Origin of the sequence: Pseudenterobacter timonensis (assembly GCF_900021175.1) — a bacterium.
Lineage (GTDB): Bacteria > Pseudomonadota > Gammaproteobacteria > Enterobacterales > Enterobacteriaceae > Enterobacter > Enterobacter timonensis.
In genome coordinates, this window is the sequence record NZ_FCOP01000007.1 from 59669 (window position 1) to 72813 (window position 13145).

Annotated in this window: 11 protein-coding genes; 5 read left to right on the top strand and 6 right to left on the bottom strand. The window is 55.8% G+C overall.

Annotated elements, in window-relative coordinates; translation table 11 throughout:
- Nucleotides 1–73 precede the first annotated feature (73 nt).
- The 6 genes from BN3796_RS01300 to rpmH all read right to left on the bottom strand — a co-directional run bounded on the left by BN3796_RS01300 (nt 74) and on the right by rpmH (nt 5335).
- Complete coding sequence (locus BN3796_RS01300; protein WP_061706645.1) at nt 74–1243, bottom strand: site-specific integrase; 1170 nt, start codon at nt 1241–1243, stop codon at nt 74–76.
- A 163-nt stretch (nt 1244–1406) separates the two neighbouring features.
- Nucleotides 1407–2771, bottom strand: coding sequence for a tRNA uridine-5-carboxymethylaminomethyl(34) synthesis GTPase MnmE (gene mnmE, locus BN3796_RS01305; RefSeq protein ID WP_061706646.1), 1365 nt, complete (start codon nt 2769–2771; stop codon nt 1407–1409).
- Between the two features lie 181 nt (nt 2772–2952).
- Nucleotides 2953–4596, bottom strand: a complete 1644-nt coding sequence (gene yidC, locus BN3796_RS01310; RefSeq protein WP_061706647.1) for a membrane protein insertase YidC — start codon at nt 4594–4596, stop codon at nt 2953–2955.
- A gap of 2 nt (nt 4597–4598) precedes the next feature.
- Nucleotides 4599–4856 (bottom strand): membrane protein insertion efficiency factor YidD, encoded by a 258-nt coding sequence (gene yidD / locus BN3796_RS19795; protein ID WP_073885035.1) that lies wholly within the window; start codon nt 4854–4856, stop codon nt 4599–4601.
- Nucleotides 4820–5179, bottom strand: a complete 360-nt coding sequence (rnpA, locus tag BN3796_RS01315) for a ribonuclease P protein component (RefSeq protein ID WP_003861126.1) — start codon at nt 5177–5179, stop codon at nt 4820–4822. The genes yidD and rnpA overlap by 37 nt, the downstream gene beginning before the upstream one ends.
- Nucleotides 5180–5194: 15 nt before the next feature.
- Nucleotides 5195–5335 carry a 50S ribosomal protein L34 gene (gene rpmH, locus BN3796_RS01320; protein ID WP_000831330.1) on the bottom strand — a complete coding sequence of 47 codons (141 nt, stop codon included), beginning with the start codon at nt 5333–5335 and terminating at the stop codon, nt 5195–5197.
- 599 nt (nt 5336–5934) lie between these two features.
- Here rpmH and dnaA point away from each other — a divergent pair.
- From dnaA to yidA, 5 genes are all read left to right on the top strand, one after another.
- Entirely contained in the window at nt 5935–7332 is a 1398-nt protein-coding gene (gene dnaA / locus BN3796_RS01325) for a chromosomal replication initiator protein DnaA (protein ID WP_061706648.1), read from the top strand.
- Between the two features lie 4 nt (nt 7333–7336).
- Nucleotides 7337–8437 carry a DNA polymerase III subunit beta gene (gene dnaN / locus BN3796_RS01330; protein WP_061706649.1) on the top strand — a complete coding sequence of 367 codons (1101 nt, stop codon included), beginning with the start codon at nt 7337–7339 and terminating at the stop codon, nt 8435–8437.
- A gap of 147 nt (nt 8438–8584) precedes the next feature.
- Entirely contained in the window at nt 8585–9658 is a 1074-nt protein-coding gene (gene recF / locus BN3796_RS01335; RefSeq protein ID WP_061706650.1) for a DNA replication/repair protein RecF, read from the top strand.
- 28 nt (nt 9659–9686) lie between these two features.
- Complete coding sequence (gene gyrB / locus BN3796_RS01340; RefSeq protein WP_061706651.1) at nt 9687–12095, top strand: DNA topoisomerase (ATP-hydrolyzing) subunit B; 2409 nt, start codon at nt 9687–9689, stop codon at nt 12093–12095.
- Between the two features lie 218 nt (nt 12096–12313).
- Nucleotides 12314–13126, top strand: coding sequence for a sugar-phosphatase (gene yidA / locus BN3796_RS01345; RefSeq protein WP_061706652.1), 813 nt, complete (start codon nt 12314–12316; stop codon nt 13124–13126).
- Nucleotides 13127–13145 lie beyond the last annotated feature (19 nt).

Consider the following 13145-nt stretch of genomic DNA (forward strand, 5'->3'; position numbering starts at 1 on the left):
GTGGTTGATGGAGGGCACTGTCGAGGTGCCCTTTTCTTTGTAAAGATATAGTAGTTTGGTCGTAATAATGCTCTTAGTCTGATGACTCATCGAAGATATCAGGAAAGGTCCGCATGGCCTCTGTGCGGCGGGTTTCCAGAATATCTGCGTAGATTTCTGTCGTTCTGAGTTCGCTATGGCCAAGCAATCTGGAAAGGGAATAGATGTCCAAGCCACGGGCAAGTTGGTTTACTGCAAAGGTGTGTCGGCCTGCATGAAAGGTCACGTGTTTGGTTATCCCTGCTCGTATAGCCCACTGCACTAGCGCGACGTTGCTGTAACTGTCGTAACGTAAGCCCTTAAAAACCCGTTCTGTCGGTTTTCCCCTGTTTTCCAAGTTGAGCAAACGTACTGCTGAATCCGGTAAGTCGAGATATTGCAGGCCATTGCCCGAGTTTTTGAGCTTTTTCTGGGAAAAGATGATTCGGTAGTGGCCTTGAGCAAACAGTTCAATTTCACCCCACACCAGTTTATGAATGTCTGACCAGCGTAGTCCTGTCGTGCAGGAGAACAGAAATGCTCTCCGTAGTACATTGTAACGGCATTCTGCCTTGGTAAGGGCCTTTACCTCATCCAGAGTGAGATAAGTGCGCTGTGTCCTCTCTGCTTTGATGGATTTGACTTGTTCAACAGGGTTGTCTCTGATGATTCGGTCTCGTTGTGCTTGGTTGAGCGCCGCTCTGATTTTATTGAAGTAGCTACAGGCGGTATTCCTGGATAGGCAGGTATCTGATTTTGTTATTGCCTCATGCTGTAGGTAATGGCGGAACCCTTCCAAGAAGTATTTATCTACCTGTTCAAAAGTAAGTTCTGCGTGGCCGTGGTATCGGTGGAGATGGATGCCCGCTGAAACCCAAATTGAGTAATTGGATTTACTACCGGATGCTTTACTTGCTGTTACTTGATCGAAGTAGTCAAAGAAGCTGGCATTGAGTTTAGTGCGATCATCTAAGCCGTGTTTGGCTGATTCCATTTCCAGTAGACGTTTGGCACGAATAGCTTCGGCCTTTTGCAATGTGGTTTTGTTGTGCTCGCGCTCAACTGCGTTTTTGGGCTTGTTGTAGAGGAATAGATTCAGCGGCTCGTAAGAGCGCTTTTGAGCCCTTGAACCGTCTTCCGAGGTCTTTGAGCCGTAATAGTACACAAGCCTGATGGAGTGCAGGCCATTCTTATCTGGTTCTCGCTTTTGTATATTGATTTTCATAGGTTTTTCTCATCTTGTGCTCCGCATGTGCTCCAGAATTTATCTTCGGAGCACATACGGAGCAAGAATCGACAAAACCCTTCAAATCACTTCCCACCAAGTAAAACAAAATTATTTTAAAATCATAATGTTGTTTTGATTTGGTTTGATACGTTTTACTATTTTACTTCCCAATACAGAAGCTCGAAAATATCCGGCCCAGCAGATCGTCGGAGGTAAATTCTCCGGTGATCTCACTTAGCGCCTGCTGCGCCAGACGCAGCTCTTCCGCCAGCAGTTCGCCCGCCCAGGCGCCTATCAGCTGCGCTTTACCCTGTTCGAGATGGTTTGCCGCCTCTTCCAGCGCCTGAAGATGACGACGGCGCGCAAGGAAGCCGCCCTCCATGCTGGTATCAAAACCCATGCTCTGTTTGAGATGGTTGCGCAGCGTATCCACCCCCTCGCCGGTTCGCGCCGAGAGGCGAATCAGTGAGTGACCGTTCACATCGCTCAGGCCCAGCGTTTCGCCAGTGACATCGGCTTTATTACGCACGACAGTAATCGGCAGGTTCGCCGGCAGACGGGCGATAAAATCGGGCCAGATATCGGCGGGATCGACGGCGTTAGTGGTGGTGCCATCCACCATAAACAGCACGCGGTCCGCCTGCTCGATCTCCTGCCAGGCACGCTCAATACCGATGCGTTCTACCTCGTCGCTGGCATCGCGCAGGCCGGCGGTATCAATAATATGCAGCGGCATCCCGTCGATGTGGATATGCTCGCGCAGCACGTCGCGGGTGGTCCCGGCAATATCGGTCACAATAGCTGCCTCACGGCCCGCCAGCGCGTTTAGCAGGCTCGATTTCCCGGCGTTCGGACGCCCGGCGATGACCACCTTCATCCCTTCGCGCAGCAGGCTCCCCTGGCGCGCCTCGGCGCGCACCGCGTCGAGATCGCTCATCACGTCGTTAAGCTGGGCTTCGATTTTACCGTCAGAGAGAAAGTCGATCTCCTCGTCCGGGAAGTCGATAGCCGCTTCGACATAGATCCTGAGGTGAGTAAGTGCTTCCACTAAGTGGTTCACGCGCGCGGAAAAGGCCCCCTGCAGGGAGTTCAGCGCAGAGCGGGCCGCCTGTTCTGAGCTGGCGTCGATCAGGTCAGCAATCGCCTCCGCCTGGGCCAAATCGAGCTTATCGTTAAGAAACGCCCGCTCAGAGAACTCGCCAGGCCGCGCAATACGCAGGCCTGGCAGGGTCAGAATACGTTTTAACAGCAGGTCGAGGATCACCGGGCCGCCGTGGCCCTGAAGCTCTAATACATCCTCGCCGGTAAAAGAGTTGGGGCCAGGAAACCACAGGGCGATCCCCTGATCCAGCGCGGTACCGTCCGCATCTTTAAACGGCAGATAGTCGGCGTAGCGCGGCTTAGGTAGCTTGCCCAGCACCGCTTCGGCCACCTCGCGCGCCTTAAGGCCGGAGATACGCAGAATGCCCACACCACCGCGTCCCGGTGGGGTTGCCTGGGCGACGATAGTGTCGTTATGGCTCATGGTTTGTCTCTTTATGAATGTAAAAAAGGCGGTCTATTGACCGCCTTCTCTGGCATTAACTTTACCGTAGTTACTCGAAATAATTCAAGTTGCAGGAAGGCGGCAAGTTTGTGAGCCCCAGGAGCTTACTGTAGTAAGTGACTGGGGCAAGCAAACGCAGCCAACGCGCCTGCGACTAGTATCAGGATTTTTTCTTCTCGCGGCTATGCAGGCCACGTTTCTCCAGACCACGGTAAATCAGCTGCTGCTGGATGATGGTCACCGTGTTACTCACGATGTAGTAAACCACCAGACCAGCCGGGAACCACAGGAAGAAGACCGTGAAGATGACCGGCATAAAGGTCATGATCTTCTGCTGCATCGGGTCGGTGACGGTTGTCGGCGACATTTTCTGAATCGCGAACATGGTCAGACCCATCAGGATCGGCAGAATGTAGTACGGGTCCTGTGCAGAGAGGTCGTGGATCCAGAGGATAAACGGCGCATGGCGCAGTTCAACCGAGGCGCTCAGCATGTAGTAGAGCGCCAGGAAGATCGGCATCTGAATCAGCAGCGGGAAGCAGCCGCCCAGCGGGTTCACTTTCTCCGCTTTATACAGGGCCATCATCTCCTGGCTCTGACGCTGTTTGTCATCGCCCAGACGCTCACGCATCGCCTGAATCTTCGGCTGCAGCATACGCATCTTCGCCATGGAGGTGTACTGCGCTTTGGTCAGCGGGTACATGATGCCACGAACGATAAAGGTGATAACGATAATGGAGAAGCCCCAGTTACCCAGGAAGCTATGGATCCACTTCAGCAGTTTAAACAGCGGCTGAGAGATGAACCACAGCCAGCCGTAGTCCACGGTCAGATCCAGGTGCGGCGCCACGGCAGCCATTTTGTCCTGAATTTCCGGGCCGACCCACAGAGTGCTGGCAAGCTTACCGGTTTGACCCGGCTGCACCAGTACCGGCTGAGATTTGTAGCCGATAGCCGCCACGCCGTTACCGAGGTTAGCGGTATAGAAGTTGTTGGTGCCGTCGTTGTTCGGAACCCATGCTGTCGCAAAGTACTGCTGCAGCATCGCAACCCAGCCGCCTTTCGCGCTGACGTTCAGGTTTTCGTTATCGGCGATGGTATCGAACTTATATTTCTCGTACTTCTCGTCCGGCGTAGAGTACGCCGCGCCGCGGAAGGTATGCAGCGCAAAGTTGCTGCTGCCGGTATCGCGGTGGGACGGCAGTTTGATGGATTGCTTCAGCTGACCAAAGGTCGACAGCTCCAGCGGTTTCGCGCCGGTATTCTGCACGCTATAACCCACGTTCACCGCATACTCACCGCGTTTCAGGGTGAAGGTTTTGGTGAAGGTGTTACCCGCGGCGTCGGTATAGGTCATCGGGATCGCCAGTTCGTTCTGACCATCAGCCATAACGAAGGTATCGCTGGTGACGTTATACAGCGGACGCGGACCGTTGGACGGGTTGTCCGGGCCGTCGCGACCGGTCAGGCCGCTCTGCGCCTGGTAGATAAACTCAGGCGTGGTTTCGAGTAACTGGAACGGTTCCGTTGATTTCAGCTCTTTCGGGTAGGTCAACAGCAGCGCCTGCTCAACATCACCACCACGGGTGTTGATAGTCAGCTCAAGCACGTCGGTCTTAACCGTAATCAGTTTCCCCTGGCCACTGGCCGGTACGCCCTGGTCGGCGGCGCTACCCGCTGCGGTGGTCGTTGTCTGCGTGGTCTGCTGCTGGGGCTGAGGATTTTTATCCTGCTCCCATGCCTGCCAGATCATGAAAGACACGAACAACAAAGCGATGATAAGAAGATTGCGTTGCGAATCCATCGTTAGTGTTCTCTGGTATCAAATGGTCCTGGGGGGACGGGATCGTCTCCACCGGGGTGTAAAGGGTGGCATTTTAATACGCGTTTCACCGTCAACCAACTGCCTTTTATCACTCCAAACCTGCGCAATGCCTCAATTCCGTATTGCGAGCAGGTTGGTCTGAAACGGCAGTGCGGCCCGAGTAGCGGACTAATCAGGCGTTGATAAACCCGAATGAGGGCTATCAGGACCCGCGAGCCAGGCGACAGTGGCGGCGCCATAATTTTTCCAACGCTTCCGAGAGAGCACGGTTATCGAGGTCGGCAACCCCTTTTTTTGCCACCACCACGAAATCCATCGAGGGGAGTTCATGCTGACGTAAACGGAAGCTTTCACGCGTCAGACGTTTAATCCGGTTGCGTTCATGGGCGCGCTTGACGTTTTTCTTGGCGACAGTAAGACCGATGCGGGGATGCCCCAGCGAATTTTGGCGGCCGAGGATGGTGATTTGCGGCGTGCCGGCCCGTTGTGGCTGCTGGAAGACGAATGTGAAATGAGTGGGAGTTAACAAACGTAACTCCCTGGGAAATGCGAGCTTAACCACCAGGGGTTAGCTTTATTACTTGGAAACGGTCAGACGAGCGCGGCCTTTAGCACGACGACGTGCCAGAACCTGACGACCATTTTTAGTAGCCATACGAGCACGGAAGCCGTGAGAACGGTTGCGCTTCAGTACAGACGGTTGAAAAGTGCGTTTCATGGCGATTTCTACCTAAACTTGAATAAATTCACTGACTTTTGCGTGTACCCGAACGAAATTCGAACGACTAACGCCTCAGCGTGGGTGATTAAAGAGGCCGGATTGTAATAATTGTACACTCCGGAGTCAATTCTCTTTCCTTATTTCCCGGCTATTTCCGCACGATTTCGCGTGGAAAATGAGCAGCGTCCGACGCTGGAAGGCGAGCATCACGCGCCGGGTGGGGGATTATACGGCCTCCCCGTCAAAGCGCAAGGATCGTCCCGGATCTTCGTTAGATCGTTTAGGTAAAAAAGCGGCTGTGCTCATTAAATTTTCCAATATGCGGGCTAAATCGCGCGGCGCTGCCGCCAGGATCGTTTACACTTACCCGGTTCGAGATCGTCCTGTGGATAAATCGGGAAGAATCTGTGAGAAACAGAAGATCTCTGGCTCACTTTACGCTATGATCCGCGGTCCCGATCGCGATCCAGGATCCTGGCCGGGTAAAATTGCAGATAGCAATTCGCACGTCACCCTGTTGCACCGGGTCTTTCCGACGTGTGCCAACAATCATGAATATTCAATAGTTTTCTTTTATTGTTCGAGTGGAGTCCGCCGTGTCACTTTCGCTTTGGCAGCAGTGTCTTGCCCGATTGCAGGATGAGTTACCAGCCACAGAATTTAGTATGTGGATCCGCCCGTTGCAGGCGGAGTTGAGCGATAACACGCTGGCTTTGTATGCGCCAAACCGTTTTGTGCTCGACTGGGTAAGGGACAAGTACCTGAACAATATCAATGGACTGCTGAACGATTTCTGCGGCTCTGATGCGCCACAGTTGCGTTTTGAAGTGGGGACCAAACCGGTCACCCAGACCGTGAAAGAGGCGGTCAATGTGGCCGCGCCTGCGCAGGCTGCTCCGGCACCCGCGCCGCGCGCCGCGCCAGCGGCCCGCCCCGGTTGGGATAATGTGCCGGCTCCGGCTGAACCCACCTACCGCTCCAACGTTAACGTTAAGCATACGTTCGATAACTTCGTTGAGGGTAAATCGAACCAGCTGGCGCGCGCGGCGGCCCGCCAGGTGGCGGATAACCCCGGCGGCGCCTACAACCCGCTGTTTCTCTATGGTGGCACTGGCCTCGGTAAAACCCACCTGCTGCATGCGGTCGGCAACGGCATCATGGCGCGCAAGCCGAACGCGAAGGTGGTCTACATGCACTCCGAGCGCTTCGTGCAGGATATGGTCAAGGCGCTGCAAAACAACGCTATCGAAGAGTTTAAACGCTATTACCGCTCCGTTGACGCGCTGCTGATCGATGACATCCAGTTTTTTGCCAATAAAGAACGATCCCAGGAAGAGTTTTTCCACACCTTTAACGCCCTGCTCGAAGGTAATCAGCAGATCATTCTCACCTCGGATCGTTATCCGAAAGAGATCAACGGCGTCGAGGATCGTCTGAAATCCCGCTTCGGCTGGGGGCTGACCGTGGCGATCGAGCCTCCGGAGCTGGAAACCCGCGTGGCGATCCTGATGAAAAAGGCTGACGAGAACGACATCCGCCTGCCGGGCGAGGTCGCGTTCTTTATCGCCAAGCGCCTGCGCTCTAACGTTCGTGAGCTGGAAGGGGCGCTGAACCGCGTCATCGCCAACGCGAACTTTACCGGACGCGCCATTACTATCGATTTTGTGCGCGAAGCGCTGCGCGATCTGCTGGCGCTGCAGGAAAAACTGGTCACCATCGACAATATTCAGAAGACGGTGGCGGAGTACTACAAAATTAAAGTGGCGGACCTGCTCTCTAAACGCCGTTCCCGCTCGGTGGCGCGACCGCGCCAGATGGCAATGGCGCTGGCAAAAGAGTTAACCAACCACAGCCTGCCGGAAATCGGCGATGCCTTTGGTGGCCGTGACCATACCACCGTGCTGCATGCCTGTCGCAAGATTGAGCAGCTGCGCGAAGAAAGCCACGACATAAAAGAAGATTTTTCCAATTTAATCAGAACACTATCATCGTGACGCTATGAAATTTACCGTTGAACGTGAACATCTCTTAAAACCGCTGCAACAGGTGAGCGGCCCGTTAGGCGGCCGTCCGACGCTGCCTATTCTTGGAAACCTGCTGCTTCAGGTCGCAGACGGTACGCTGTCGCTGACCGGTACAGACCTGGAAATGGAAATGGTCGCACGCGTGACGCTCTCTCAGCCGCACGAGGCGGGAGCGACCACCGTTCCGGCGCGTAAGTTTTTTGATATCTGCCGCGGCCTGCCGGAAGGCGCCGAGATCGCGGTGCAGCTGGAAGGCGATCGCATGCTGGTGCGCTCTGGCCGCAGCCGTTTCTCGCTTTCCACGCTGCCTGCCGCCGACTTTCCGAACCTGGACGACTGGCAGAGCGAGGTCGAATTTACCCTGCCGCAGGCGACCATGAAGCGTCTGATCGAGGCGACCCAGTTCTCGATGGCGCATCAGGATGTACGTTACTACTTAAACGGCATGCTGTTCGAAACCGAAGGGGAAGAGCTGCGTACCGTCGCCACTGACGGTCACCGTCTGGCGGTCTGCTCCATGCCCATCGGGCAATCACTGCCCAGCCATTCGGTGATCGTGCCGCGTAAAGGGGTGATTGAGCTGATGCGTATGCTCGACGGCGGCGAGACGCCGCTGCGCGTGCAGATCGGCAGCAACAATATTCGCGCTCATGTGGGCGATTTTATCTTTACCTCCAAGCTGGTGGATGGCCGTTTCCCGGATTATCGCCGCGTATTGCCGAAGAACCCCGACAAAACGCTCGAAGCAGGCTGCGATATTCTCAAGCAGGCCTTTGCCCGCGCGGCGATCCTCTCTAACGAGAAGTTTCGCGGCGTACGTCTCTATGTGAGCGAAAACCAGCTGAAAATCACCGCCAACAACCCGGAACAGGAAGAGGCGGAAGAGATGCTGGACGTCACCTACGCCGGTACGGAGATGGAGATCGGCTTTAACGTTAGCTACGTGCTGGATGTGCTTAACGCCCTGAAGTGCGAAAATGTGCGCATTTTGCTGACTGACTCGGTGTCGAGCGTACAGATTGAAGACGCTGCCAGCCAAAGCGCGGCTTACGTTGTTATGCCAATGAGACTTTAGTGAAAAATAGCGGGCTATCTTACTTGCCAGTTTTAACCCGGGCTGTGCTCGCCCCTGTCACGTACTTCGTGTACGCTCCAGGGTCTGCGCGCAGTCCGCGTTGAAAGTGGCTGCGCCGATTACACCCTGGCCCGAAGAAACCCAGATATGTCACTGACGCGCCTTTTAATTAAAGATTTCCGCAATATCGAAAATGCGGATCTCGCTTTATCCCCCGGCTTTAATTTCCTGGTTGGCGCGAACGGCAGCGGCAAAACCAGCGTGCTGGAAGCCATCTACACGCTCGGCCATGGCCGGGCGTTCCGCAGTTTGCAGATTGGGCGTGTCATTCGTCACGAGCAGGAGGCCTTTGTCCTGCACGGGCGCCTGCAGGGGGCGGAGCGGGAAACCGCCATCGGCCTCACCAAAGACAAGCAGGGTGACAGCAAGGTGCGTATCGACGGCACCGATGGCCACAAAGTGGCGGAGCTGGCGCTGCTGATGCCGATGCAGTTAATTACCCCCGAGGGGTTTACTTTACTCAACGGCGGCCCCAAATACAGAAGAGCGTTCCTCGACTGGGGATGCTTTCACAACGAACCGGGCTTCTTTAACGCCTGGAGCAACCTGAAGCGCCTGCTTAAACAGCGCAACGCCGCGCTGCGCCAGGTCTCCCGGTATGCCGAGCTGCGTGCGTGGGACAAAGAGCTGATCCCGCTGGCGGAACAGATCAGCCGCTGGCGCGCCGATTACAGCACCGGGATCGCCGCGGATATGGCCGATACCTGCAAACAGTTTTTACCCGAGTTCTCTCTCTCCTTCTCCTTCCAGCGTGGCTGGGAGAAAGAGACGGACTATGCTGAGGTGCTGGAGAGAAGCTTCGAGCGCGACCGGATGTTGACCTACACCGCGCACGGCCCGCACAAAGCGGACTTCCGCATCCGCGCCGACGGCGCGCCGGTGGAAGATACGCTGTCGCGCGGGCAGCTTAAGCTTCTGATGTGCGCCCTGCGCCTGGCGCAGGGGGAATACCTCACCCGTGAGAGCGGGCGGCGCTGCCTCTACCTGATAGATGATTTTGCCTCGGAACTTGACGACGCGCGGCGTGGGCTGCTTGCCAGCCGCTTAAAAGCCACGCAGTCGCAGGTTTTCGTCAGCGCCATTAGCGCTGAACACGTTATGGACATGTCGGACAAAAATTCGAAGATGTTCACCGTGGAAAAGGGTAAAATAACGGATTAACCCAAGATAAAATGAGCGAGAAACGTTGATGTCGAATTCTTATGACTCCTCCAGTATCAAAGTCCTCAAAGGGCTGGATGCGGTGCGTAAGCGCCCGGGTATGTATATCGGCGACACGGATGACGGCACCGGTCTGCACCACATGGTATTTGAGGTGGTAGATAACGCTATCGACGAGGCGCTCGCGGGTCACTGTAAAGACATTATCGTCACCATCCACGCCGATAACTCCGTTTCCGTACAGGATGATGGACGTGGCATCCCGACCGGGATCCACCCGGAGGAGGGCGTGTCGGCGGCAGAAGTGATCATGACCGTTCTGCACGCGGGCGGTAAGTTCGACGATAACTCCTATAAAGTTTCCGGCGGTCTGCACGGCGTCGGCGTCTCCGTGGTGAACGCCCTGTCGCAGAAACTGGAGCTGGTTATCCAGCGCGAAGGCAAAATTCACCGCCAGATCTATCAGCATGGCGTGCCTGACGCGCCGCTGGCCGTGACCGGCGAAACCGATAAGACCGGTACGATGGTACGTTTCTGGCCGAGCCTGGAGACCTTCACCAACGTAACCGAATTTGAATACGAAATTCTGGCGAAACGTCTGCGCGAACTGTCGTTCCTCAACTCTGGCGTCTCGATTCGTCTGCGCGACAAACGTGATAACAAAGAAGATCACTTCCACTACGAAGGCGGCATCAAGGCGTTTGTTGAGTACCTGAACAAGAATAAAACGCCGATCCACCCGAATATCTTCTACTTCTCCACCGAAAAAGATGGTATCGGCGTTGAAGTGGCGCTCCAGTGGAACGACGGCTTCCAGGAAAATATCTACTGCTTCACCAACAACATTCCGCAGCGCGACGGCGGTACGCACCTGGCGGGCTTCCGCGCGGCGATGACCCGTACCCTGAACGCCTACATGGATAAAGAGGGCTACAGCAAAAAAGCGAAAGTCAGCGCCACCGGCGACGATGCGCGCGAAGGGCTGATTGCCGTGGTCTCCGTGAAGGTGCCGGACCCGAAATTCTCCTCGCAGACTAAAGACAAGCTGGTCTCCTCCGAGGTGAAATCGGCGGTTGAGCAGCAGATGAACGAACTGCTGAGCGAATATCTGCTGGAAAACCCGTCCGACGCGAAAATCGTGGTCGGCAAAATTATCGACGCCGCGCGTGCCCGTGAAGCGGCGCGTAAAGCGCGTGAAATGACCCGTCGTAAAGGTGCGCTGGACTTAGCAGGCCTGCCGGGCAAGCTGGCGGACTGCCAGGAACGCGACCCGGCGCTGTCTGAACTCTACCTTGTGGAAGGGGACTCCGCGGGCGGTTCTGCGAAGCAGGGCCGTAACCGTAAGAACCAGGCGATTCTGCCGCTGAAGGGTAAAATCCTCAACGTGGAGAAAGCGCGTTTCGACAAGATGCTCTCCTCTCAGGAAGTGGCGACGCTGATCACCGCGCTCGGCTGCGGCATCGGCCGTGACGAGTACAACCCGGACAAGCTGCGTTATCACAGCATCATCATCATGACCGATGCGGATGTCGACGGCTCGCACATCCGTACGCTGCTGTTGACCTTCTTCTATCGTCAGATGCCGGAAATTGTTGAGCGTGGCCACGTCTACATTGCCCAGCCACCGCTTTACAAGGTGAAAAAAGGCAAGCAGGAGCAGTACATCAAAGATGACGAAGCGATGGATCAGTATCAGATCTCTATCGCTCTGGACGGCGCGACGCTGCACACCAACGCCAGCGCCCCGGCACTGGCGGGCGAGCCGCTGGAAAAACTGGTCTCTGACTTCAACGCCACGCAGAAGATGATTGGCCGCATGGAGCGCCGCTATCCGAAGGCGCTGCTGAAAGCGCTTGTCTATCAGCCGACGCTGACCGAAGCGGATCTCAGCAACGAGCAGACGGTTACCCGCTGGGTGAACGCGCTGGTGACCGAGCTGAACGAGAAAGAGCAGCACGGCAGCCAGTGGAAGTTCGACGTACGCGAAAACGGCGAGCTGTTTGAACCGGTGATCCGCGTGCGCACTCACGGTGTAGACACTGACTACCCGCTGGAGCACGAGTTTGTTACCGGGCCGGAATACCGCCGTATCTGTGCGCTCGGTGAGAAGCTGCGCGGTCTGATTGAAGAGGATGCGTTTATCGAGCGTGGCGAGCGTCGTCAGCCGGTTGCCAGCTTCGAGCAGGCGCTGGACTGGCTGGTGAAAGAGTCCCGTCGTGGCCTCTCTATCCAGCGTTATAAAGGCCTGGGCGAAATGAACCCGGATCAGCTGTGGGAAACCACCATGGACCCGGAAAGCCGCCGCATGCTGCGCGTGACCGTCAAAGACGCGATTGCCGCCGACCAGCTGTTCACCACCCTGATGGGCGATGCGGTAGAACCGCGTCGCGCCTTCATCGAAGAGAACGCGCTGAAAGCGGCGAATATCGATATCTAAGTTGTAATTTCCCTCACCCTAACCCTCTCCCCATCGGGGAGGGGGATAGCCCGGGGCCCTCATTTCTCCCTGGCTTCTGTCGGGAGAGGGCCGGGGTGAGGGCAAATTCTGTTTCCCAAAAGAGGAATCCCCTCGCCAGTCTCAGCCTCCTTTCTTCCCGTGTTTTTTGAGCCGAATCGCGTTAGCATGAGTTCAGACTCATTCAAACCGGGGATCCCATGGCTATCAAACTCATTGCAATTGACATGGACGGCACGCTGTTGCTGCCGGACCACACCATCTCTCCTGCCGTTAAAAACGCGATTGCCGCCGCCCGTGAAAAAGGGGTCAACGTGGTACTCACCACCGGTCGTCCCTATGCGGGGGTGCATAACTACCTGAAAGAGTTGCATATGGAACAGCCGGGCGACTACTGCATCACCTATAATGGTGCGCTGGTACAAAAGGCGGGCGATGGCAGTACCGTGGCGCAGACCGCGCTGAGCTATGACGACTATCGCTACCTGGAAAAACTCTCCCGTGAGGTCGGTTCCCATTTCCACGCCCTCGATCGTAATACGCTTTACACCGCCAACCGTGATATCAGCTACTACACGGTGCATGAATCCTATGTGGCGACGATCCCGCTGGTCTTCTGCGAAGCCGAAAAAATGGACCCGGAGACGCAGTTCCTGAAGGTGATGATGATTGACGAGCCCGCCATTCTCGATCGGGCCATCGCCCGTATCCCGGCAGAGGTGAAAGAGAAATATACCGTGCTGAAAAGCGCTCCCTATTTCCTTGAGATCCTTGATAAGCGCGTGAATAAAGGCACAGGGGTGAAATCGCTCGCTGATGCGCTGGGCATTGAGCGCGACGAGATCATGGCGATTGGCGACCAGGAAAACGATATTGCGATGCTTGAATTTGCGGGCGTAGGGGTGGCGATGGACAACGCGATTCCGGCTGCGAAAGAGGCGGCGAATTTCATCACCAGGTCGAATATTGAAGATGGCGTAGCCTGGGCAATCGAAAAATACGTCTTGTCCTGATCGTTCGTCGGCCCGATCC